Source organism: Bradyrhizobium sp. 186 (assembly GCF_023101685.1).
Lineage (GTDB): Bacteria > Pseudomonadota > Alphaproteobacteria > Rhizobiales > Xanthobacteraceae > Bradyrhizobium.
Map to the genome: position 1 here is coordinate 7,996,766 of NZ_CP082164.1, position 25,142 is coordinate 8,021,907.

Consider the following 25,142-nt stretch of genomic DNA (forward strand, 5'->3'; position numbering starts at 1 on the left):
CGCCCCTCTTCAAAATTAATGCCGAACGCCGGGCATCGTCGTCCAAAGTCGGGCCGCAACATTCGCCCCGACCCATTTCCTCGCAGCGCATCAGGCCAGATGGTCGTGGTAGCTGATAAGCGTTCCCGTGGTCTTGTCTGCCTCTGTCTGGAAGCCCGCGGGGTCGTACTGGCCCAACAGGGTAACATTGGCGGTATGGACTCCGTCGGTCACCGACAGGGTTCCTCCAGTACCGGCCTGATTTGCGACATAGCTCGCGGTCGTGCCGGCCCCGAATGCCACATCGAGGAGATCCAGGTGGTCGTCCCCGTTAAATCCGGACACGACCCCGCTAAAGTCGAAGGAGTCATGCAGCACGATGGTTCCGGCCGCTTGGGCATCAAGCGCTACATGCGCAGATGAGGCCGCTCCGAATTCGAGTGTAGCCGAACCGCTAATCTGAGCCGTTCCGTTACCGCTGACATTGCCGTCGATAGTTATATTTCCGCCGTTCGCCCAGAGAAGCCCCGCCGAACTTATGCCATCGCTGTTGACGACGGCGTTGTTAACGACATCGCTATGGATGACCAACCCACCGGTTCCGATTGCCTCGATGGTGCCCGTGTTAGTTACGGCGTTAGCTCCGGTATCGATGTCGAGTGCATTGCTGCCGGTGGCGATGATCGTGCCTTCGTTGATCAGCCCCATCATCCCATCCCCGAGGTGACCCGCGCCGGACATCGTGTTGTCCACATTCGTCAGCATGACGTCGGAGGCCGTTCCGGTGATCAGGTTCTGACTGCTATCGGACAGCACGACCTGCCCATGACCTTGGAGCGTGATACCGTGCTCGATCAGCTCGAGGTCTGTCCCGTTTCCGGTCGAGTTCAACTCGATTGTGCCGGTGTTGTCGATGATGCCGCTCAACGGAAGCATCGCACCATCGCCTATCACCAGCCTGCCGGAATTTTCCGTGACTGGTGTTTGATCGAATACAAAGTCGCTCGAGGTGAGCGAATTCGCATCGACGCCGTGCAGCGTGATCGACTGACCTTCTCCCACTGAGATCACCGCGTTGCCGTCACCGTCATTGGCCGTGTGCGCCTGAATGTCGCCAAAGCCGGTGAACTCCGCATAGCCGATCAGGTCGATCTGGTCGTGCGCGGTGTTAAAATTGTAGATCGTATCGTGGCCAATCGGTTGAGCGAAAACGATCAAGTCGTTGCCGCTGGAAGCGGTCAGGTTGTCGTCCCCCGAAATGGCGAAGATTGGGGAACCGGCCGCGTAGGCTTCAACATTGTCGAAAACAAATTTGGCTCCCGTAGTGCCGTCGGCCTCCGTCCATGTTTCGGCGACGTTCAGGACAACCGCACCCGCGAAGTCGGCGAGTGTGGTAACCGCCAGCGACCGGACATCACTCGTTTGCACCGTCCAGGTACCGTTGCCGTTGTTCGTCCCCGCGTTCAAACTCCAACCCAACGGAACACCGCTGACTGTGACCGTTATCAGGTCGTTCAGGTCCGACGAGGGATCGGCCAGGCCAAGGTTGATCTGCTCGCCGGTGATCCCGGCCGGAGCTACTCCCGTCGCAAAGTCGGCGGCAGTCAATGATGTCACCCCTGCGAGGCGTATTTCCAGCAGGCTGGCGTTGCCGCCGTTGAGAGCGCCATTCGCGGCGTTACCGTAGACGATCGTCTGGTTGTTGGCGGTATCGACGAACCAGGCAAACGTATGCGCCGCAACCGAGCTCGTCGCCGTGGCCAATGACGTGCCAACCGACGTGATTGCAAAGCCCGAGGTGGCCGCAATTTTATCGGACCCCGACGCAAAATCGGTGATCCTGTCAAAGCCGGCGTGGTTTGAGTCGCTGGCGACGGTATACCTGAACGTGTCGTTGCCAGTGCCGCCCGAGAGAATGTCAATGCCCGCTCCGCCGGTCAGCGTATCGTTCCCAGAACCTCCGAGAAGCAGATCGGAGCCATTTCCGCCATTCAAGGTATCGTCGCCACCGAGGCCCACCACGATATCGTTGCCGTCGCTGCCCGAGATTGTCTCACCGCTGGCGGTTCCGACCAGAGTATTATCCGACGAATTGCCGGTTAACCCCGCCAGCAGATCAGGCAAATTATCGGTGATCGCGGAATAGGTCGCGGTGCCGCCTCCATTGAGTGCGATCGCGAGATTTCCGTTTTCGAAAGCAGTGGCGCTAGCCTGCCAGCTCGAAGCCAGGAGATCGAGAGTTCCTGTTGGAGAACCGTCAAAGTAGTTTTGCAACGCGCTTTCGAACGTTGCATTCGAGAGGATTTGTTCGAGCTGGGCGGAGGAGAAAACCAGCGTGATGTCGTCTGTACCATTTCCACCGTTATAGGTGGTCGTCCCATTGATGTGATTCCACGCTGTCACCAGAGTATCAGCGCCATTGCCCATCAATATCGACCAATTGCCGGGCGCCGATGGCGCGTTAAAGTCGAAAGTCGTGTCGGCGAAGTTCGCATCGTCGGCACCGTTTCCGAAATTGATCGTGTGCCCACTAACGCTGCCTGCAAGAGTGATTGTTACAGTCACCAGACTGCTGGAAAGGGAACCGTCCGTCGCGTGGTAAGTGAAACTGTCCGTGCCCAAGAAGGAGGTGTCAGTTCGCGTATATGTAAACGAGCCATTTGCAGTCAACGTCACTGTTCCGTGGGTGGGGTTTGTGTCTTTCACCGCCGTGATCGCACTGTCGGGATCGCTGTCATTGGCAAGGACACCTGCCGCGGACACAGTCAACGTATTACCGACGCTGGTATCCAAGATGTAGTTGTCGTTCACCGCCACGGGAGCGTCGTTTACGGCGGCGACGCTGATGACGACACTGTGCGAGACGCTGGAGCCGGCGCCGTCATTGACCACCACGTTCACCGTGCGGCCCGTCGTGGTTGGCGCGTCGCTGGTGTTGCTGTAGACGACGCCATCCAGGATCGTCTGGTAAGTGGCCTTTGAAGCCGCGCCGGTAACCGACAATACCCCGGTGGTCTGGGTATAGCTCACGGTCAGACCTGCCGCGGCTGCCGCCGCCGCCGCAGTCAAGGACAGCGATTCGACCGTGTTGCCGTCGGGCCGTGTCGTCAAGGTGGCCGTCATTGAGGTCAGATTGGCCGAGTCGACATCGGTGATGGTCGCCGACGGTGCAATCACGACAGGCGTCTGTTCCGTGAACGCGGCCGTGGCGTCGTTGCCAGCTCCTGCACCGTTGAGGTCCACGACCGGGACGTCATTTGCGGCGGCGACGCTGATGCTGACGCTGTGCGAGACGCTCGAGTCGGTGCCGTCACTGACTACCACGTTCACCGTCCGCAATGTCGTGGTCGGCGTATCGCTGGTATCGTTGTAAACGATGCCGTCCAGGATGGTCTGGTAGGTAGCCTTTGAAGCCGAGCCGGTAACCGACAGTACCCCTGTGGTCTGGGTATAGCTCACGGTTAGACCTGCCGCGGCTGCCGTTGCCGCCGCATTCAAGGACAGCGATTCGACCGTGTTGCCGTCGGGCCGCGTCGTCAAGGTAGCTGTCAATGAAGTCAAGTTGGCCGAGTCGATGTCAATGATCGTCGCCGAAGGCGCAACCACCAGGGGCGTCTGCTCGGTGAACGAAGCGGTCGTATCATTTCCCGGCGTCGGACCATTGAGGTCCACAACGGGCGTGTCGTTGGTGCCGTGGATGGTGACGGTGACGAGCTGGCTGGCGGAGCCGTCGGAGGAGACGGCGGTGAAGCTGTCGGTGATCGACTGGCCGGCGCCGAGCTGCTGGATCGCGGTCTGCGAGTCGTCAGCGGTGTAGGTCCAGCTGCCGTCTGCGGCGAGCGTGAAGGTGCCGTAGCCGTTGCTGCCGGCGGTGGCGGCTTGGGTGGTGAAATTGGCCTGGCCCTGATCGGCGTCGGCGATGGTCAGCGCGCCGCTGGTGGTCAGGTTGCCGGCGGTGACGGCCACATCTTCGGTGACGTCGCCGGTGGCGACGCCGCCGATCACGGCGGTGTCGTTGGTGCCGTGGATGGTGACGGTGACGAGCTGGCTGGCGGAGCCGTCGGAGGAGACGGCGGTGAAGCTGTCGGTGATCGACTGGCCGGCGCCGAGCTGCTGGATCGCGGTCTGCGAGTCGTCAGCGGTGTAGGTCCAGCTGCCGTCTGCGGCGAGCGTGAAGGTGCCGTAGCCGTTGCTGCCGGCGGTGGCGGCTTGGGTGGTGAAATTGGCCTGGCCCTGATCGGCGTCGGCGATGGTCAGCGCGCCGCTGGTGGTCAGGTTGCCGGCGGTGACGGCCACATCTTCGGTGACGTCGCCGGTGGCGACGCCGCCGATCACGGCGGTGTCGTTGGTGCCGTGGATGGTGACGGTGACGAGCTGGCTGGCGGAGCCGTCGGAGGAGACGGCGGTGAAGCTGTCGGTGATCGACTGGCCGGCGCCGAGCTGCTGGATCGCGGTCTGCGAGTCGTCAGCGGTGTAGGTCCAGCTGCCGTCTGCGGCGAGCGTGAAGGTGCCGTAGCCGTTGCTGCCGGCGGTGGCGGCTTGGGTGGTGAAATTGGCCTGGCCCTGATCGGCGTCGGCGATGGTCAGCGCGCCGCTGGTGGTCAGGTTGCCGGCGGTGACGGCCACATCTTCGGTGACGTCGCCGGTGGCGACGCCGCCGATCACGGCGGTGTCGTTGGTGCCGTGGATGGTGACGGTGACGAGCTGGCTGGCGGAGCCGTCGGAGGAGACGGCGGTGAAGCTGTCGGTGATCGACTGGCCGGCGCCGAGCTGCTGGATCGCGGTCTGCGAGTCGTCAGCGGTGTAGGTCCAGCTGCCGTCTGCGGCGAGCGTGAAGGTGCCGTAGCCGTTGCTGCCGGCGGTGGCGGCTTGGGTGGTGAAATTGGCCTGGCCCTGATCGGCGTCGGCGATGGTCAGCGCGCCGCTGGTGGTCAGGTTGCCGGCGGTGACGGCCACATCTTCGGTGACGTCGCCGGTGGCGACGCCGCCGATCACGGCGGTGTCGTTGGTGCCGTGGATGGTGACGGTGACGAGCTGGCTGGCGGAGCCGTCGGAGGAGACGGCGGTGAAGCTGTCGGTGATCGACTGGCCGGCGCCGAGCTGCTGGATCGCGGTCTGCGAGTCGTCAGCGGTGTAGGTCCAGCTGCCGTCTGCGGCGAGCGTGAAGGTGCCGTAGCCGTTGCTGCCGGCGGTGGCGGCTTGGGTGGTGAAATTGGCCTGGCCCTGATCGGCGTCGGCGATGGTCAGCGCGCCGCTGGTGGTCAGGTTGCCGGCGGTGACGGCCACATCTTCGGTGACGTCGCCGGTGGCGACGCCGCCGATCACGGCGGTGTCGTTGGTGCCGTGGATGGTGACGGTGACGAGCTGGCTGGCGGAGCCGTCGGAGGAGACGGCGGTGAAGCTGTCGGTGATCGACTGGCCGGCGCCGAGCTGCTGGATCGCGGTCTGCGAGTCGTCAGCGGTGTAGGTCCAGCTGCCGTCTGCGGCGAGCGTGAAGGTGCCGTAGCCGTTGCTGCCGGCGGTGGCGGCTTGGGTGGTGAAATTGGCCTGGCCCTGATCGGCGTCGGCGATGGTCAGCGCGCCGCTGGTGGTCAGGTTGCCGGCGGTGACGGCCACATCTTCGGTGACGTCGCCGGTGGCGACGCCGCCGATCACGGCGGTGTCGTTGGTGCCGTGGATGGTGACGGTGACGAGCTGGCTGGCGGAGCCGTCGGAGGAGACGGCGGTGAAGCTGTCGGTGATCGACTGGCCGGCGCCGAGCTGCTGGATCGCGGTCTGCGAGTCGTCAGCGGTGTAGGTCCAGCTGCCGTCTGCGGCGAGCGTGAAGGTGCCGTAGCCGTTGCTGCCGGCGGTGGCGGCTTGGGTGGTGAAATTGGCCTGGCCCTGATCGGCGTCGGCGATGGTCAGCGCGCCGCTGGTGGTCAGGTTGCCGGCGGTGACGGCCACATCTTCGGTGACGTCGCCGGTGGCGACGCCGCCGATCACGGCGGTGTCGTTGGTGCCGTGGATGGTGACGGTGACGAGCTGGCTGGCGGAGCCGTCGGAGGAGACGGCGGTGAAGCTGTCGGTGATCGACTGGCCGGCGCCGAGCTGCTGGATCGCGGTCTGCGAGTCGTCAGCGGTGTAGGTCCAGCTGCCGTCTGCGGCGAGCGTGAAGGTGCCGTAGCCGTTGCTGCCGGCGGTGGCGGCTTGGGTGGTGAAATTGGCCTGGCCCTGATCGGCGTCGGCGATGGTCAGCGCGCCGCTGGTGGTCAGGTTGCCGGCGGTGACGGCCACATCTTCGGTGACGTCGCCGGTGGCGACGCCGCCGATCACGGCGGTGTCGTTGGTGCCGTGGATGGTGACGGTGACGAGCTGGCTGGCGGAGCCGTCGGAGGAGACGGCGGTGAAGCTGTCGGTGATCGACTGGCCGGCGCCGAGCTGCTGGATCGCGGTCTGCGAGTCGTCAGCGGTGTAGGTCCAGCTGCCGTCTGCGGCGAGCGTGAAGGTGCCGTAGCCGTTGCTGCCGGCGGTGGCGGCTTGGGTGGTGAAATTGGCCTGGCCCTGATCGGCGTCGGCGATGGTCAGCGCGCCGCTGGTGGTCAGGTTGCCGGCGGTGACGGCCACATCTTCGGTGACGTCGCCGGTGGCGACGCCGCCGATCACGGCGGTGTCGTTGGTGCCGTGGATGGTGACGGTGACGAGCTGGCTGGCGGAGCCGTCGGAGGAGACGGCGGTGAAGCTGTCGGTGATCGACTGGCCGGCGCCGAGCTGCTGGATCGCGGTCTGCGAGTCGTCAGCGGTGTAGGTCCAGCTGCCGTCTGCGGCGAGCGTGAAGGTGCCGTAGCCGTTGCTGCCGGCGGTGGCGGCTTGGGTGGTGAAATTGGCCTGGCCCTGATCGGCGTCGGCGATGGTCAGCGCGCCGCTGGTGGTCAGGTTGCCGGCGGTGACGGCCACATCTTCGGTGACGTCGCCGGTGGCGACGCCGCCGATCACGGCGGTGTCGTTGGTGCCGTGGATGGTGACGGTGACGAGCTGGCTGGCGGAGCCGTCGGAGGAGACGGCGGTGAAGCTGTCGGTGATCGACTGGCCGGCGCCGAGCTGCTGGATCGCGGTCTGCGAGTCGTCAGCGGTGTAGGTCCAGCTGCCGTCTGCGGCGAGCGTGAAGGTGCCGTAGCCGTTGCTGCCGGCGGTGGCGGCTTGGGTGGTGAAATTGGCCTGGCCCTGATCGGCGTCGGCGATGGTCAGCGCGCCGCTGGTGGTCAGGTTGCCGGCGGTGACGGCCACATCTTCGGTGACGTCGCCGGTGGCGACGCCGCCGATCACGGCGGTGTCGTTGGTGCCGTGGATGGTGACGGTGACGAGCTGGCTGGCGGAGCCGTCGGAGGAGACGGCGGTGAAGCTGTCGGTGATCGACTGGCCGGCGCCGAGCTGCTGGATCGCGGTCTGCGAGTCGTCAGCGGTGTAGGTCCAGCTGCCGTCTGCGGCGAGCGTGAAGGTGCCGTAGCCGTTGCTGCCGGCGGTGGCGGCTTGGGTGGTGAAATTGGCCTGGCCCTGATCGGCGTCGGCGATGGTCAGCGCGCCGCTGGTGGTCAGGTTGCCGGCGGTGACGGCCACATCTTCGGTGACGTCGCCGGTGGCGACGCCGCCGATCACGGCGGTGTCGTTGGTGCCGTGGATGGTGACGGTGACGAGCTGGCTGGCGGAGCCGTCGGAGGAGACGGCGGTGAAGCTGTCGGTGATCGACTGGCCGGCGCCGAGCTGCTGGATCGCGGTCTGCGAGTCGTCAGCGGTGTAGGTCCAGCTGCCGTCTGCGGCGAGCGTGAAGGTGCCGTAGCCGTTGCTGCCGGCGGTGGCGGCTTGGGTGGTGAAATTGGCCTGGCCCTGATCGGCGTCGGCGATGGTCAGCGCGCCGCTGGTGGTCAGGTTGCCGGCGGTGACGGCCACATCTTCGGTGACGTCGCCGGTGGCGACGCCGCCGATCACGGCGGTGTCGTTGGTGCCGTGGATGGTGACGGTGACGAGCTGGCTGGCGGAGCCGTCGGAGGAGACGGCGGTGAAGCTGTCGGTGATCGACTGGCCGGCGCCGAGCTGCTGGATCGCGGTCTGCGAGTCGTCAGCGGTGTAGGTCCAGCTGCCGTCTGCGGCGAGCGTGAAGGTGCCGTAGCCGTTGCTGCCGGCGGTGGCGGCTTGGGTGGTGAAATTGGCCTGGCCCTGATCGGCGTCGGCGATGGTCAGCGCGCCGCTGGTGGTCAGGTTGCCGGCGGTGACGGCCACATCTTCGGTGACGTCGCCGGTGGCGACGCCGCCGATCACGGCGGTGTCGTTGGTGCCGTGGATGGTGACGGTGACGAGCTGGCTGGCGGAGCCGTCGGAGGAGACGGCGGTGAAGCTGTCGGTGATCGACTGGCCGGCGCCGAGCTGCTGGATCGCGGTCTGCGAGTCGTCAGCGGTGTAGGTCCAGCTGCCGTCTGCGGCGAGCGTGAAGGTGCCGTAGCCGTTGCTGCCGGCGGTGGCGGCTTGGGTGGTGAAATTGGCCTGGCCCTGATCGGCGTCGGCGATGGTCAGCGCGCCGCTGGTGGTCAGGTTGCCGGCGGTGACGGCCACATCTTCGGTGACGTCGCCGGTGGCGACGCCGCCGATCACGGCGGTGTCGTTGGTGCCGTGGATGGTGACGGTGACGAGCTGGCTGGCGGAGCCGTCGGAGGAGACGGCGGTGAAGCTGTCGGTGATCGACTGGCCGGCGCCGAGCTGCTGGATCGCGGTCTGCGAGTCGTCAGCGGTGTAGGTCCAGCTGCCGTCTGCGGCGAGCGTGAAGGTGCCGTAGCCGTTGCTGCCGGCGGTGGCGGCTTGGGTGGTGAAATTGGCCTGGCCCTGATCGGCGTCGGCGATGGTCAGCGCGCCGCTGGTGGTCAGGTTGCCGGCGGTGACGGCCACATCTTCGGTGACGTCGCCGGTGGCGACGCCGCCGATCACGGCGGTGTCGTTGGTGCCGTGGATGGTGACGGTGACGAGCTGGCTGGCGGAGCCGTCGGAGGAGACGGCGGTGAAGCTGTCGGTGATCGACTGGCCGGCGCCGAGCTGCTGGATCGCGGTCTGCGAGTCGTCAGCGGTGTAGGTCCAGCTGCCGTCTGCGGCGAGCGTGAAGGTGCCGTAGCCGTTGCTGCCGGCGGTGGCGGCTTGGGTGGTGAAATTGGCCTGGCCCTGATCGGCGTCGGCGATGGTCAGCGCGCCGCTGGTGGTCAGGTTGCCGGCGGTGACGGCCACATCTTCGGTGACGTCGCCGGTGGCGACGCCGCCGATCACGGCGGTGTCGTTGGTGCCGTGGATGGTGACGGTGACGAGCTGGCTGGCGGAGCCGTCGGAGGAGACGGCGGTGAAGCTGTCGGTGATCGACTGGCCGGCGCCGAGCTGCTGGATCGCGGTCTGCGAGTCGTCAGCGGTGTAGGTCCAGCTGCCGTCTGCGGCGAGCGTGAAGGTGCCGTAGCCGTTGCTGCCGGCGGTGGCGGCTTGGGTGGTGAAATTGGCCTGGCCCTGATCGGCGTCGGCGATGGTCAGCGCGCCGCTGGTGGTCAGGTTGCCGGCGGTGACGGCCACATCTTCGGTGACGTCGCCGGTGGCGACGCCGCCGATCACGGCGGTGTCGTTGGTGCCGTGGATGGTGACGGTGACGAGCTGGCTGGCGGAGCCGTCGGAGGAGACGGCGGTGAAGCTGTCGGTGATCGACTGGCCGGCGCCGAGCTGCTGGATCGCGGTCTGCGAGTCGTCAGCGGTGTAGGTCCAGCTGCCGTCTGCGGCGAGCGTGAAGGTGCCGTAGCCGTTGCTGCCGGCGGTGGCGGCTTGGGTGGTGAAATTGGCCTGGCCCTGATCGGCGTCGGCGATGGTCAGCGCGCCGCTGGTGGTCAGGTTGCCGGCGGTGACGGCCACATCTTCGGTGACGTCGCCGGTGGCGACGCCGCCGATCACGGCGGTGTCGTTGGTGCCGTGGATGGTGACGGTGACGAGCTGGCTGGCGGAGCCGTCGGAGGAGACGGCGGTGAAGCTGTCGGTGATCGACTGGCCGGCGCCGAGCTGCTGGATCGCGGTCTGCGAGTCGTCAGCGGTGTAGGTCCAGCTGCCGTCTGCGGCGAGCGTGAAGGTGCCGTAGCCGTTGCTGCCGGCGGTGGCGGCTTGGGTGGTGAAATTGGCCTGGCCCTGATCGGCGTCGGCGATGGTCAGCGCGCCGCTGGTGGTCAGGTTGCCGGCGGTGACGGCCACATCTTCGGTGACGTCGCCGGTGGCGACGCCGCCGATCACGGCGGTGTCGTTGGTGCCGTGGATGGTGACGGTGACGAGCTGGCTGGCGGAGCCGTCGGAGGAGACGGCGGTGAAGCTGTCGGTGATCGACTGGCCGGCGCCGAGCTGCTGGATCGCGGTCTGCGAGTCGTCAGCGGTGTAGGTCCAGCTGCCGTCTGCGGCGAGCGTGAAGGTGCCGTAGCCGTTGCTGCCGGCGGTGGCGGCTTGGGTGGTGAAATTGGCCTGGCCCTGATCGGCGTCGGCGATGGTCAGCGCGCCGCTGGTGGTCAGGTTGCCGGCGGTGACGGCCACATCTTCGGTGACGTCGCCGGTGGCGACGCCGCCGATCACGGCGGTGTCGTTGGTGCCGTGGATGGTGACGGTGACGAGCTGGCTGGCGGAGCCGTCGGAGGAGACGGCGGTGAAGCTGTCGGTGATCGACTGGCCGGCGCCGAGCTGCTGGATCGCGGTCTGCGAGTCGTCAGCGGTGTAGGTCCAGCTGCCGTCTGCGGCGAGCGTGAAGGTGCCGTAGCCGTTGCTGCCGGCGGTGGCGGCTTGGGTGGTGAAATTGGCCTGGCCCTGATCGGCGTCGGCGATGGTCAGCGCGCCGCTGGTGGTCAGGTTGCCGGCGGTGACGGCCACATCTTCGGTGACGTCGCCGGTGGCGACGCCGCCGATCACGGCGGTGTCGTTGGTGCCGTGGATGGTGACGGTGACGAGCTGGCTGGCGGAGCCGTCGGAGGAGACGGCGGTGAAGCTGTCGGTGATCGACTGGCCGGCGCCGAGCTGCTGGATCGCGGTCTGCGAGTCGTCAGCGGTGTAGGTCCAGCTGCCGTCTGCGGCGAGCGTGAAGGTGCCGTAGCCGTTGCTGCCGGCGGTGGCGGCTTGGGTGGTGAAATTGGCCTGGCCCTGATCGGCGTCGGCGATGGTCAGCGCGCCGCTGGTGGTCAGGTTGCCGGCGGTGACGGCCACATCTTCGGTGACGTCGCCGGTGGCGACGCCGCCGATCACGGCGGTGTCGTTGGTGCCGTGGATGGTGACGGTGACGAGCTGGCTGGCGGAGCCGTCGGAGGAGACGGCGGTGAAGCTGTCGGTGATCGACTGGCCGGCGCCGAGCTGCTGGATCGCGGTCTGCGAGTCGTCAGCGGTGTAGGTCCAGCTGCCGTCTGCGGCGAGCGTGAAGGTGCCGTAGCCGTTGCTGCCGGCGGTGGCGGCTTGGGTGGTGAAATTGGCCTGGCCCTGATCGGCGTCGGCGATGGTCAGCGCGCCGCTGGTGGTCAGGTTGCCGGCGGTGACGGCCACATCTTCGGTGACGTCGCCGGTGGCGACGCCGCCGATCACGGCGGTGTCGTTGGTGCCGTGGATGGTGACGGTGACGAGCTGGCTGGCGGAGCCGTCGGAGGAGACGGCGGTGAAGCTGTCGGTGATCGACTGGCCGGCGCCGAGCTGCTGGATCGCGGTCTGCGAGTCGTCAGCGGTGTAGGTCCAGCTGCCGTCTGCGGCGAGCGTGAAGGTGCCGTAGCCGTTGCTGCCGGCGGTGGCGGCTTGGGTGGTGAAATTGGCCTGGCCCTGATCGGCGTCGGCGATGGTCAGCGCGCCGCTGGTGGTCAGGTTGCCGGCGGTGACGGCCACATCTTCGGTGACGTCGCCGGTGGCGACGCCGCCGATCACGGCGGTGTCGTTGGTGCCGTGGATGGTGACGGTGACGAGCTGGCTGGCGGAGCCGTCGGAGGAGACGGCGGTGAAGCTGTCGGTGATCGACTGGCCGGCGCCGAGCTGCTGGATCGCGGTCTGCGAGTCGTCAGCGGTGTAGGTCCAGCTGCCGTCTGCGGCGAGCGTGAAGGTGCCGTAGCCGTTGCTGCCGGCGGTGGCGGCTTGGGTGGTGAAATTGGCCTGGCCCTGATCGGCGTCGGCGATGGTCAGCGCGCCGCTGGTGGTCAGGTTGCCGGCGGTGACGGCCACATCTTCGGTGACGTCGCCGGTGGCGACGCCGCCGATCACGGCGGTGTCGTTGGTGCCGTGGATGGTGACGGTGACGAGCTGGCTGGCGGAGCCGTCGGAGGAGACGGCGGTGAAGCTGTCGGTGATCGACTGGCCGGCGCCGAGCTGCTGGATCGCGGTCTGCGAGTCGTCAGCGGTGTAGGTCCAGCTGCCGTCTGCGGCGAGCGTGAAGGTGCCGTAGCCGTTGCTGCCGGCGGTGGCGGCTTGGGTGGTGAAATTGGCCTGGCCCTGATCGGCGTCGGCGATGGTCAGCGCGCCGCTGGTGGTCAGGTTGCCGGCGGTGACGGCCACATCTTCGGTGACGTCGCCGGTGGCGACGCCGCCGATCACGGCGGTGTCGTTGGTGCCGTGGATGGTGACGGTGACGAGCTGGCTGGCGGAGCCGTCGGAGGAGACGGCGGTGAAGCTGTCGGTGATCGACTGGCCGGCGCCGAGCTGCTGGATCGCGGTCTGCGAGTCGTCAGCGGTGTAGGTCCAGCTGCCGTCTGCGGCGAGCGTGAAGGTGCCGTAGCCGTTGCTGCCGGCGGTGGCGGCTTGGGTGGTGAAATTGGCCTGGCCCTGATCGGCGTCGGCGATGGTCAGCGCGCCGCTGGTGGTCAGGTTGCCGGCGGTGACGGCCACATCTTCGGTGACGTCGCCGGTGGCGACGCCGCCGATCACGGCGGTGTCGTTGGTGCCGTGGATGGTGACGGTGACGAGCTGGCTGGCGGAGCCGTCGGAGGAGACGGCGGTGAAGCTGTCGGTGATCGACTGGCCGGCGCCGAGCTGCTGGATCGCGGTCTGCGAGTCGTCAGCGGTGTAGGTCCAGCTGCCGTCTGCGGCGAGCGTGAAGGTGCCGTAGCCGTTGCTGCCGGCGGTGGCGGCTTGGGTGGTGAAATTGGCCTGGCCCTGATCGGCGTCGGCGATGGTCAGCGCGCCGCTGGTGGTCAGGTTGCCGGCGGTGACGGCCACATCTTCGGTGACGTCGCCGGTGGCGACGCCGCCGATCACGGCGGTGTCGTTGGTGCCGTGGATGGTGACGGTGACGAGCTGGCTGGCGGAGCCGTCGGAGGAGACGGCGGTGAAGCTGTCGGTGATCGACTGGCCGGCGCCGAGCTGCTGGATCGCGGTCTGCGAGTCGTCAGCGGTGTAGGTCCAGCTGCCGTCTGCGGCGAGCGTGAAGGTGCCGTAGCCGTTGCTGCCGGCGGTGGCGGCTTGGGTGGTGAAATTGGCCTGGCCCTGATCGGCGTCGGCGATGGTCAGCGCGCCGCTGGTGGTCAGGTTGCCGGCGGTGACGGCCACATCTTCGGTGACGTCGCCGGTGGCGACGCCGCCGATCACGGCGGTGTCGTTGGTGCCGTGGATGGTGACGGTGACGAGCTGGCTGGTCGTCGAGCCGTGACCGTCGCTCACTGTTACGGTATACTGCTCGACCACGCTCTGCCCCGCGGCGAGGTACTGCGCGGCCGAGTTGTTCAAGCTGTAGTGCCATTGCACAGAGCCGTTGGCGGCATTGGGCGCCTCGTTAACAGGATCAAGCGAGAAGGTGCCGAGCGTAGTGGTGTTGGAGGAGGCCGCCGCGAACGAGGCTGAATGCGTGTCGCTGAGATCCGCGTCGTTGAAGCTGATGGTGCCGGCCGCGCCCTGCGAATCCGAGAGATCTGGCGTGGCATTCGCGTCTTCTACCACCGAGCCATTCTGCGGACTCGATGTGATAGAGACGGAGTCGTTTGCGCCATTGAACTGGAGTGTCACCGTCGCCCAGCTAAGCGTCCCGTTGCCCAGCTGGATCGCGTAGGTAAATGTGTCGGTCAGCGTGTTGCCGACCGCAAGCGCCTGTAGCTGGGCGTTGATGTCGCCCTTGTCGTAATGGATGGAGCCGTCCGATTCGATCCAGATGCGCGCACCGAGCGCGCTATGGTCGCTCGTTCCGGTCATTCCGGCTGTGTCGCTGCTGTAGACGACATCTTTGACCAGCAGATCCGCCGGTGCATAGGTCTTGGTCGATGCCGAGGCGCTCGTTCCATCATCTACGGAGAACAGCGTCTTCGCTGCGCCACCCAGATCATTCGCCATGACATTCAAAACAAGAATGTTGTTGGCGTCTTCTGTGAACGCAAAGCTGTCATTGTTGGCTTGCGGGGCATTTCCGAACGAAATCGTGCTGCCCCCACCGGTCGTCTGCGTCGCCATGGCTTACGTCCTCACAATCAGAAAATCACATGAAACAGCTTCATTCTGCCGGGATCGAATGGATGTTAAGATGGATGACATCTCCGCAACCGGAGCGCGTTCGGTCACTATCGACCGGTCGCCACAATGAGATGGCAGCTTCAACGCCGCCTGATTGATCAGAGCGGGCGCATTGTTCGCCGCGCGTACCGCGACATCGACCGACCGATCGAACGACGAAGAAAGAAGAGCGGAGTTCGATTTCCCTTGCAGGCGCCATTCGATGAGCGACCAAGCGGCTGACAATTCGGGACTGCGGAAAACATTTACGCCACTCAATATGCACTCCCTCAACTCTGCTGACGCAGAGCAGGTGTGACTGCAGTCGAAAGCGAATTCACAAAGTGCCGGCGCCTACACCCAAACGGAGCAGGCGTGGTCAACAGGCAATTGCCTGTCTTCTATTTGCGCAGCGACCTAATGTGAAAAGATTCCGAACGCCCTCATCCCTGCCCTGTTTTATATTCGGCAATGCACTCCCGCGCAGGCCGACCGGCCTTGATGCCGTATCTCCGCTGCCCGGAGTGCCGCGGATTCCCAAGCCCTTTATTCTAAATTAAATATAAGATGCTCTAATTTTAATCCACTGTCTATATGTCACCCGCACAAAGATATTTAATTATTAATAGCTTCAGTAAACTGATTTGTCGCCACACTGGGCGCAACTCCGCAAATATACGGGATTTTCACCGTCGAGCAGGGAGCAATTCCAGAAACAGGAAATAATCTATGGCGATTTTCTCTTCCGCCTCAATTAAATCGCACGACCGATTTGCACGGCCTCTCGCAACTTCGATAAAATGGATCGACCGGTCGGCGGTTTGAACGCCGAGGCGCGGAGCTGCTCGCCACACGAGATCGCGTCGCCGTCGGGCTTGTCCACGGAGCCGGGCACGCATGGTCCGGGGTAGTCCCGCGGGCCCCGTCGGATCAAACCCTGGCCGGGATGTCTAATGTACCGGACGGCGTTGCGGCCGAGCTGCGTTGCGCTCGCGCAACATTTGGCTGTTGGATGCAATGAGAGTCGTAAACCGAACCGACGCGTGCCGCCAAAGCAGAAAAACTGAGAGCGTACCCCAATGCCAGCGCGGTGAAACCCGGCGGTCGTTTAGCTTGCGACCGCCGGGTCTAACTTGCATCTTGATCGCCGGGCAACTTAACACTTTCGTTATATATCTGTCGGCTGGAAAACGCGCATATTGTCAGTGTGATTTGCTGACCGTTGTTTTCACGTCGGAGAATGTTCATGCGAGCAGTATCCCGCGATGATTCGCGAAGCTTATTCGCCCTCTTTGTATTCGCGGCCCGACATGACAAGCAGCACGATCGTGCATCTCGGCTGCTGAAGCTATTTACGTCGGGCCGAACTACCTCCGATGACCTCCTCGATCAGTGGCCAGAGCGCGTTGAGGCACCTGAACCGGAAATTGACGGCAGCGTGATCGGTCCACGCGCTCGCGCGGTGGCGGACGACGATGCAAATTATGACCATGCCAGCGCGTTTCTCCACGCCTTGCTCAAAGCGTTGGATCAAACCCAACATTAGGCTTCGTCGACCGGCCTGCTCTAGCCTGTGATTTGGCTGATGACGCTACTGCGCGCAGTCCGTGTCGCTTGATGCGCGGAGGCTTTCGCTTTCGCCGTGCTAACCGCCGCAGCAGCTGCCCTCTTCCGCTTTGGGTATGTCGCTGTCGTTTTCCGCTCTGCCTCGCGCACCCTGACGCGAAGGTTCTCCAATTCGTAGCGCTGAGAAGTGAGCCATTCTAGGTGCTCATACAGCAGCGCAGTGGCGTCGACCGCTCGAACTCGGTGTTCACGTATGTTGCAGAAGCCTCCACTCCACGCTTGAAAGCTTGGACCATGGCCGCCGCTGGACGAATCGGAAAATGATGCCCTCGTGAATGAAGTGCGACGAGGTCGTTCCCGCACTTACTTATGTGAATCGTTTGTCGCTTTAGCCGAAAGTTAATGACGGCGGCCCGGCGGATTTCAGGGCCCACCGCGGCGACGACAGGCTCCAAGGCCCAAGCGTGAATGCAGTTTAGCGGCGGCCCGCGGCAGCAAATCCAAACCGATTCCCGCTCCGCATCTCGTCTACGCCTGACAACGGCACCGAATGCGGTGACCGCGCCGAACCGTGATCTTGAGGATCGATCAAAGAGCGCGATGTCCGGATCCGTGCGCGGGGATGAGGCGACGGCGGCGCAGCGGCCGTTGACGAAGCTATGCTCAAAGGTCGTTACGCGCGGGCGGATAAGGAGATAAGCCGGCCGCTTAGCTTCTCTCCCGCGTCAGCCGCGCTTCTTCTGGGAGGACGGCTTAAATTCCACGACCTCGTGCTGGTCGCTGGGATCTAATTGCTCCTGTTGTTTCACGATTTGCTCAAGCTCAAGAGCTTCGATGGCGAGTTCATCCGCCAAGCGCTTAAACAGCGCGCGCTTTTCTACGTCCGTCGCCAGCTGACTCATATGGGCAAAGCCTCTCGCTTCGGCGCGGACCTTCTCCAATCGTGGCCTGAGGTCCTTCATGTTGTTCCGGCTCAGGTTCTAAACTCATCTTCGGCGCAAACAACAACCTTGCTTGTTCGAATGGCGCATGAGTCAACTCCCGGAACAGGATATTGGTTCTTTCTTAGCTGCAAATTAGCCGCTTTTCACCGTGCGATATGGAGCCACGTGGCGGCTTAGCCAAATCCGAGACTCTGGACCCAATTCGGACGTTGCGGGCTGAGGATGTCGAGTGGCGTTTCGCGGCGGGCCCTGTCATCCCGTCCCAGCCGCCGCCGATCCATCCGGTTACCCAGCGGCTGACTACGGGCCACCCAGGCTGAGCCATCCCTGTCTGGCCCTCGCCGGATGAGTTGGAACACGGCGCCAGGAAGGTGCGTGAATGTTCGAAAGCGCACAGACCCGAGTTTTGCGCCGGACTAGGCTGCGACCAATCCCGGGCGCTCGCCAACGCGCTCCGGGCCTGACGGCCTCGGCATCTTGGTAGGGTGGATGTCGAGGCCGTTTTTGCCCGGACTCGCTAAGCAGCTCCTTCGCAACGCGCTGTGGTGCCGACTGCATCCTAGGTATGAGGCAGGAGGTAAGCTCGGCAGATTCTAAATCAAACCATGGTCGTTCCTCGTGAGTACTATCCTTCTCATTTTGGGAATATGGCTACTGATCAACGTCCTGTTTGTTATGGTCGTCGTGCCCTCACGCAGGCCTGTTCCCCCTCCAAGACCCTCGGAGGAAACTCCATCCCCGGCACCGATCAATAAGATGGCCTGTCGATTGGATGATGAGCCACCATCACTGCGGCGTGTTATTATTCCGGTTGCGATCAGAGTTCTTTCCGTCTTCGTCCTTCCATTCGTTCAAGTGTGGGAGGCAGTTGGGCGGCGCTTCAGAGGGCACCAGGACTAGCCCGTCTTCGCGGATTGGCGGGTTTTGAAGATACCCGGTCGTTGTAAATCAAAGGCTTATGTCAAAAGGTCTTCACTACGGCGGTTGGCTTGGGTGACGGCGGCTGTGGTGATCCTGGGCGGCGGCTGCGGTGGCAGGCGGAGTTTCAGCCGGTCGATCAAGAGCTGCAGTTCGGGTTCTGGGTGGGTATAGCGAGTGAGCAGGATCTCGCGCCCGTCGGTGGTCGGCAGATGGACGTCGATCATCTGGACGGCGGCGAACTTTTCGAGCGCGCTGCGCGCGGTCAGCCCGGGCGCCAGCGCATGAAGGCGACGGGTCAGCGTGATCTGCATGCAGTAGGCCAGGAAGGCGATGAAGATGTGGGCTTCGATCCGCTTCTCGTCCTGATGGAAGACCGGACGGATCGCCAGGTCGCCTTTGAGATTGCGGAAGGCCTCTTCGACGGCGACGAGCTGGGTGTAGTATTGCCATAGTTGGGCGGGATCGTTGTCGCTGAGATTGGTGCGCAGCAGGTAGCGGCCTTCGCGCCGCCGTGTCGTTCGCAGCTTCTTGCGATTGAGCGCGAAGGTGAAGCTCGGGCGCTCCTTGTCGATCTCGATATCAACCAGACGCCAGGCGGCCGGCGCCTTCGAACGCGCGCCGCCGAGTTTCATCAGCAGCTCTTCGCGCGTGACCTCCATCGCGTCGATTTGCCGGAGCCGCCTCCACAGCCACTTCAACTGCCGCCGCCGCATCGCGCGTTCCTTGGTGACCCGATCGGCGCTTTGCGCGAAGACATAAAGCTCGCCGTCCTCGGCCAACAGCTTCACCTTCACGCCCTCCCGCGCCTCCTGCCATGGCTTTTGCAGCAGGTGCTTCTCCAGCCGGTTCAGGCGTCCCTTCGGCGTTCCCACCAGATACTGCACCGGCGGATCGCTGTTGCGCATCTCGGCCAGCACCGCCTCGGTCGGCACGCCGCGATCCATCACCCAGACCCGCCGCGCCTTGCCATATTGCAGTTCGATCTTGCCCAGGAACATCCGCAGCGTCTTGCTGTCGGCGGTGTTGCCGGGCAGCACCTCGTAAGCCAGCGGCAAGCCGTCCGGCGTCACCACCAGCGCGATCACGACTTGCGGGCAGTCCGGCCGCTTGTCGCGGCTGTAGCCGTGGCGGCGCTTGCTGCCTTGCGGCAAGTCCGAGGCGTTGACCTCGAAGTAGGTGCTGGTCAGATCGTACAGCAGCACGTCGAAGTCGGCGTTGAACAGATCGCGCCAACGCCCGACCAGATGCGAGAACAGCGCCTCCTTATGCTCGAGCAACAGGTCATGGCAGGCATAGAGCTTGTGCTCTTCAGCCAGGCCGAAGTCAGTCCCCAAGAGATCGGCCATCGCGCTGTTGCCGAACCATTGCCGATGTAGCCGCCATTCGCTGCCCGGCGCGATCAGCCGATAGGTCGCGAGCACTTGCAGGATTTGATCCCACCTCGTCTTCTTGCGGCTCGGGGGCAACCGATCGGCCCAGAACCGATCAAGCTGAAGTTCCTGCCACAACTGCCCGGCCAGCCAGCACGCGCCCCATTGGCGTGGGCGACGAAGCTGCATCTCGGACAGGCGAAGCTGAACGACAGACGCATCGCCTGCGACCGCATCGCATCGATCCTCCGGGAATAGCGCCAGTGTCCGCGGGCGGCCGGCATCCTCGTCGAACACCTCGATCGCCTTGCGCCAGGCCGCCGCCTGCGAAGAGTTGATCTCGCCGAGATACAGCACATGCCGCTGTACCACGCGTCCGTCGTCGAGCCGCTTGCTCTCGACGACGTTCCAGTAATGGTGCGCCTTGCCGTTCTTCTTTCGCTCGGTGCGTCGCAGGAACATGACGCGCAGAATCTATCCGCATCATCCCGCCCTTGGGAATCGGGTAGGTCTTCACTACAGCCATTTTCGGCCGAATCCGACGACCTCGCTCCTTGCAAATCAATCACTTAGCCGAGCAAAAAATCTCAAAATCCGCGATTTCGAGCGCGAATCCGCGAAGTCGGGCTAGGATGGCGTGGGCGCGCTGAACGCGACAGCGCTCTTGGTGCGAGGACCGCCTCGACCGCGCTCCACGATATTGTATCTCTGCACGCTGCTTCCTTCGCAGACTACAAACCTAATTTTACCCGGCCGGGAATGCGCTTGGACGAAACAGTTGTTCGTCGCTCGACCCGCGCTTGGGCGTCCAGCACTTTATCGCCAGCTCGCGCGGCGCGCGGGCGGTTCACCTCGTCCGAAAGACTGGTGCCCTTCCCAAACGTTCCGACCGGAAGACCATTTGTTGCATGACCAACACTGATGTTTGCTTTGGCCTGTGCTGCAGGGGCTGATGTGTTTCGGGTGGACGACGGGCCAATGATTAGCTGGTCCTCATTGCTCGTGCCCGTCCCAAGCGCGCCGATCGGCAGACCATTTTGAGCGTGACCAACCCCGGCATTTCTTGCGGCCTGGACTGCCGCCCGCGACTTCGCCGGCGTGGCGGGCTGAACGTTCGGATTTCTCGGTTGGCCGTTGGTGCCCAGATTTGCGCCCGTGGCGGTGTCTTTCGTCCCCATTCCTGGGGGCGCCGACGGACCAGCGCTGCCTGCACGCGTCCCCATCCCGGCAGGCGCCGACGGGCCAGCGTTGGCGCTGCTCGCCCCCGTCCCCGTGCCCGCACCCGCGGACCCCGCATTTGCGCCGCCTGCTTGCGCCAGGACCAACAGAGATGAGCTCGCGACGATCGCGGCGAGAACCAAAGGGATGGCATGGGACATCGAACAATCTCCTTGGCCGAGCCATTAACCATGACGGGGGAACGCGGTTCCTGTTTGCCATTAATTCCCTGGCAACAGGGACTTTTGCAGGGAAAACGCCCACCGCAAGGCGCCGCCTTGGCAACGAGAGTTGGCGAGAAGTACCTGAAAATCCCCAGAAATCCCCAGCGTCGCGGCGCGCCGCGACCCGGATCGGAACAGGGAATTTTTCGCCGGCGAACAGGGACTCGCGTTGCCCTGAGCAACGGAAAAAGTCTCCGGCGGGTAAGCATCCATTTCTCACACGCGTGTTTCGCGGCGCGTGGACGCGATCTGTTCTCCTCCTCGATGTGCCGATGAAAGGAGACCAGGATGGCGAACGAGAGCCAGCTGCGTGTGCGATATGGCGAGGCGCTTTGGCGTGCGCACCATGAGGCGTGGCAGCGGACCGCGTGGAATCAACGAAGGTATTGCGAGGCGCACGGGATTCCGCTGAAGGCGTTCGGCCAAGTTCACGGCCGAACCACAACCGGCGGCGCCAAAGCTTCTGTACCGGGCGCGGAGGCCTGAGTCACACCCTTAGTCATAGGCTAAGTCATAGCCTTGGTCATATGACTAACGAGCCGCCGGCTCGATCGCCCCGCCGCCACGCGAGGGACACCGGCGGGGATTCAGCGAAGATGACAAACGACGGATCGTCACGGAGGTGATGCGGCGCCAGCCTTGTCGGAGGTCGCCCGCCACGACGGCATCGCGGCGCGTCTGCTGCTCCGTGAACCGCGCCGGTGTTCGCGGGCCACCTGTTCGTGTTCCGTGGCCCGCAGGGCCAACCTCATCAAGATGGTCTATGGGGACGGCACCGGGCTTGGTTGCTTCACCAACCGGCTCGAGCCAGGGGCCGGGAACTGCACGGACGATCGGGCCTCCAAAGTCAAACAACGGAGGCATGTCATGCAGGCTTTACCATCGGAATGCATCTTGGCGCCATATGTTTGAGCGTTGTCGTCGCGGGCCAACGGCTCGACGCCAGACCCCAAACGATGGCACGGAGACCGCAAAAGCAACGATTGCGGCCGCTAGGCGTAACTTATTAGCGCGATCATGGCGCGCCGATACCGCACGGAAGCGACGCAGTATGTCGCGCAGTCGCTGTTCAGGACCTGAGGCCGGAACGAGCAGGACGGAGTTCGGGGCTGTCCTGCCGCCATGAAAAACGAACGCGAGAAGGGCTGAGCGAAGTGGCGCCGCTTTAGCAAGCCTAGACCGAAAGGCTTGAGCTCACCGTACTCGCGAGAGCTCAGCATTGACGTCCAAAATGCTCGCTCCCTTCAGGTTTCACGGAACGCGCGGGAGAAGCTGTCGAGGATAGGCTTCATGATGTACTCGAAAAACGTACGCTCTCCGGTCTTGATGTAAACGTCCGCGGGCATCCCGGGCGTCGGGATGAATTCAGGCATTCGCCTGACAACATCATCTTGGTCGAGGCGCACCCGAACGACATAGTATCCTCGGCGCGTGTCATTGTCAGGGCGTGTTTCCGTCCTTACCTCCTGTTCCGCTACAGTGTCCGCTGACACGTAGATGACGCTCGCCCCGACCATGGGCGTGATGCGCTGGTTGAGTGCCGACAGCCGCACCAGCGCCTGCTGGCCTACGCTCACATGCGAAATGTCCTTGGGATTCACATGTGCCTCGATGATGCGCTCGTCGCCGATTGGCAGGAGCTCAAGGATCACGGCACCAGGGGAGACGACGCCGCCCGGCGTATGGAAGTTGTTCTTCACCACAATACCTCGGACCGGCGAACGGACATCGACCCGGTCAACCACATCCTGAGCGGCGCGAATCTGCTCCTCGACGTCGTCCAGCTCCGCCTCGGTCTCGCGCAGCTCCTTGATCGCGTCCCGGAGCGCCGTCGCGTGCAGCTGCGCTATTCTTTCGTTCGCCTGAGCGATCCGCTCCTTCGAATCGGCGATGCGGCCGAGATACTCGCCGAGGTCGCCCCCGAGACTCGCCTCTGAGCGTCGCAACGCTAGCACATCCGACTTGCGGACCAACTGCTGGCCAAGAAGCGAATTCTTGTCCTTCAGCTCTTCGGCGAACAAGGCAATACGTTCTTTGGTCGACTGAACTTGCGCCTGATATCCGCGGATGCTTTCCTCTAGCCCAGCGATTTGCTTTACGAGTACGCTTTCCTCGCTCACCAGACTAGCCCGGCGCGCCTGAAGCTCGGCACGTTGCCGCTCAAGAATCGCTTTGATTTCTGGATCACGAGCCTTCTCGCTGAATTCGGCCGGAGTTTCGATTGCATCCGAAGAGCTCAGTTCAGCTTCTAGACGCGCCTTCATGGCGAGCAGTCGATACTTCTTCAAAACCAGCCGTTTCAGCTTGGCGTTGGCAGCGGTATCGTCCATGCGAACGAGGACCTGGTTGGCCTCGACGACATCTCCGTCCTTGACCGCAATCTCGCGGATGATGCCGCCCTCGAAGTGCTGGACTAACTTGTTCTGCCCGGTAGCCACGAACGTGCCCGAGGCGACGACCGCACTGTTGAGTGGAGCGACTGCGGCCCAAACGCCGAAACACCCGAGCCAAACAACCAGGATGGCGAGGCCGGTGAAGATGGGCCATTTGGCGCTCAGCGGAACACCGCGGTACCACTCGCCGATGTCGTCCTTTACCGCTCTCATGCTGTCCTCCCGCGCTGGTCACCCGCCCGAGGATTCGATGCGTTGCGGCTGCTCCGGCTCATCACCGCCGGCCCTGCCGGGCGACCGAACCAGGCGATGCAACACCTCGCTCGGAGAGCCGAATGCTTCCGCGCGTCCGGCCCGCAGTATGAGCACTTTGTCAACACTGTTCAGTAGCGCCGGGCGCAGGGTTACGACCACCGCCGTGACCCCCCGCCTCTTGGCGCGCTGCAGGGTCTCGGTCAGAGCCTGCTCCCCCGCCGCGTCGAGATTCGAGTTGGGCTCGTCGAGCACGACAAGGGACGGATTACCGAAGAAAGCCCGGGCGAGCGCGATGCGCTGCTTCTGTCCTCCCGAGAGCGGCCCGCCACTGCGGTCGAGCACGGTCTCGTATCCTTGCTTCAACTGGCAGACCATGTCGTGAATTCCCGACAACATCGCCGCCTCATAGATGCTCTCGTCGGGCAAGTCGTCGCGCATGCGGCAGATGTTCTGCTTGATGGTCCCGGGAAATAGCTCGACCTCCTGGGGCAGGTAACCGCTATATTCCCCGAACTGGCGGCGATCCCAGTTGCGCAGCTCCGTTCCGTCCAGCCTGACCTTGCCGGCTGTCGGCACCAGACAACCCACCAGAACGCGCGCGAGAGTCGACTTGCCCGATCCGGACGGTCCGACAATGGCCAAAGACTCTCCGGGCGCGAGCTCGAGCGACACACCATTGAGCACCGGCTCCTTCGAGCCGGGCGGCAGATACAAGACCCGATCAACGCTCAGGCGCCCTTGCGGTCTGGGCAAGCGCAGCTTAGGCGCCTCGCGCTGGAATGACTCGACCGCCTGCTTGACGCGGGCATAGGCCGATCGCGCCTGAACGCAGCTGCGCCATCCCTCAATCAAGCCCTCGAGCGGCTGCAGGGCGCGGCCGGCAATGATCGAAGCCGCGATCATCATGCCCCCCGTGATTTCGGCGTGGAGGGCCAGATAGGCCCCGGTGCCGAGGATCGTGATCTGGGCCGCGAGCCGGACGAACTTCGACGCACCGATGATCCAGAAATTCCGGTCAAGGGCCTGGCTCTGCACCGTCAGCGCCGGCGCCTGCCGGCGCCCCCAGTGGAGAATGCTTTCGCTCAGCATTCCCATCGCATTGATCACCTGCGAATTTCGCGCCAGCGACTCGGCCGCCGCATCGGCCTCGGCGGCATGCAGGCCTGCCTCGCTCAGACGCTCCGAGGTCGCTTTCTGGTTGATCAGCGCAATCAGTGCGAGGACCAAGCCCGATACGACTGCGATCCAGCCCAGATGTCGGTGAACGAGGAATATGACTGCGAAGTAGAGGGGCGAGAGTGGCGCGTCCATCAGTAGAAGCATGATAGGGCTCGAGATGAAGCCCCGCACCTGGTGAAGGCTGCGGATCGCCTGGATGGTTCCTCCCTCGCCGGCCCTGGCGTTGTTGATGCTGCTCGCCAGCACTGCGCCGCCAAGCACCGCTTCCATCTTGGTCGCAAGACGCCCTAGCACCTGCCGACGCAGAATGTCCACGATCGAGAGGATACCGATGAACGCCAGCGCGAGAGCCGAGAGCATCAGCAGTGTCTCGAGACTACGGCTCGTCAGCACGCGATCGGATATTTGAAAGAGGTAGATCGGCAACGTGAGCATCAGCAGATTCACAACGACCGAAAATGCTGCGACCGCTATCAGGTTGGTGCGCGCGACCGAACGCCAGGCGGCCAGCGCGTTGACAGGTCCGACATAGTCGCGGGCCTCGCCGCCGGGTGCGACGCGAAGTTGAGCTCCGGAGTGGTTGCGCGGCGGATCGTCCAGTGTCTCGACAGCTGCCATGTTTGCCTC

Annotated in this window: 7 protein-coding genes; 1 reads left to right on the forward strand and 6 read right to left on the reverse strand. The window is 64.2% G+C overall.

All coding sequences use genetic code 11. The annotated features are described in order from the left end of the window. Positions 1 to 90 precede the first annotated feature (90 nt). Positions 91 to 14,406 (reverse strand): VCBS domain-containing protein, encoded by a 14,316-nt coding sequence (locus IVB18_RS38470; RefSeq protein ID WP_247985455.1) that lies wholly within the window; start codon positions 14,404 to 14,406, stop codon positions 91 to 93. A 1,285-nt stretch (positions 14,407 to 15,691) separates the two neighbouring features. Between IVB18_RS38470 and IVB18_RS38475 the strand changes: the two genes are divergently transcribed. Continuing rightward, on the forward strand, positions 15,692 to 15,991 hold the full coding sequence (locus tag IVB18_RS38475) for a hypothetical protein (RefSeq protein WP_247985456.1): 300 nt from the start codon (positions 15,692 to 15,694) through the stop codon (positions 15,989 to 15,991). A gap of 745 nt (positions 15,992 to 16,736) precedes the next feature. Here the strand turns inward: IVB18_RS38475 and IVB18_RS38480 are convergent. From IVB18_RS38480 to IVB18_RS38500, 5 genes are all read right to left on the reverse strand, one after another. Next, positions 16,737 to 16,973 carry a hypothetical protein gene (locus IVB18_RS38480; protein WP_247985457.1) on the reverse strand — a complete coding sequence of 79 codons (237 nt, stop codon included), beginning with the start codon at positions 16,971 to 16,973 and terminating at the stop codon, positions 16,737 to 16,739. A gap of 938 nt (positions 16,974 to 17,911) precedes the next feature. Continuing rightward, entirely contained in the window at positions 17,912 to 19,708 is a 1,797-nt protein-coding gene (locus IVB18_RS38485; protein ID WP_247983193.1) for an IS1634 family transposase, read from the reverse strand. A gap of 269 nt (positions 19,709 to 19,977) precedes the next feature. Continuing rightward, complete coding sequence (locus IVB18_RS38490; RefSeq protein ID WP_247985458.1) at positions 19,978 to 20,424, reverse strand: hypothetical protein; 447 nt, start codon at positions 20,422 to 20,424, stop codon at positions 19,978 to 19,980. Positions 20,425 to 21,932: 1,508 nt separating this feature from the next. Beyond that, positions 21,933 to 23,294: an HlyD family type I secretion periplasmic adaptor subunit gene (locus tag IVB18_RS38495; protein ID WP_247985459.1), complete on the reverse strand. Its 1,362-nt coding sequence runs from the start codon at positions 23,292 to 23,294 to the stop codon at positions 21,933 to 21,935. An 18-nt stretch (positions 23,295 to 23,312) separates the two neighbouring features. Next, positions 23,313 to 25,133: a type I secretion system permease/ATPase gene (locus tag IVB18_RS38500; RefSeq protein ID WP_256476581.1), complete on the reverse strand. Its 1,821-nt coding sequence runs from the start codon at positions 25,131 to 25,133 to the stop codon at positions 23,313 to 23,315. Positions 25,134 to 25,142: the final 9 nt, after the last annotated feature.

Excerpts from the sequence above, each read along its gene's own strand:
- IVB18_RS38470 (WP_247985455.1), bottom strand. The coding sequence starts at position 14,406 with ATGGCGACGCAGACGACCGGTGGGGGCAGCACGATTTCGTTCGGAAAT.
- IVB18_RS38475 (WP_247985456.1), top strand. The coding sequence starts at position 15,692 with ATGCGAGCAGTATCCCGCGATGATTCGCGAAGCTTATTCGCCCTCTTT.
- IVB18_RS38480 (WP_247985457.1), bottom strand. The coding sequence starts at position 16,973 with ATGAAGGACCTCAGGCCACGATTGGAGAAGGTCCGCGCCGAAGCGAGA.
- IVB18_RS38485 (WP_247983193.1), bottom strand. The coding sequence starts at position 19,708 with ATGTTCCTGCGACGCACCGAGCGAAAGAAGAACGGCAAGGCGCACCAT.
- IVB18_RS38490 (WP_247985458.1), bottom strand. The coding sequence starts at position 20,424 with ATGGGGACGAAAGACACCGCCACGGGCGCAAATCTGGGCACCAACGGC.
- IVB18_RS38495 (WP_247985459.1), bottom strand. The coding sequence starts at position 23,294 with ATGAGAGCGGTAAAGGACGACATCGGCGAGTGGTACCGCGGTGTTCCG.
- IVB18_RS38500 (WP_256476581.1), bottom strand. The coding sequence starts at position 25,133 with ATGGCAGCTGTCGAGACACTGGACGATCCGCCGCGCAACCACTCCGGA.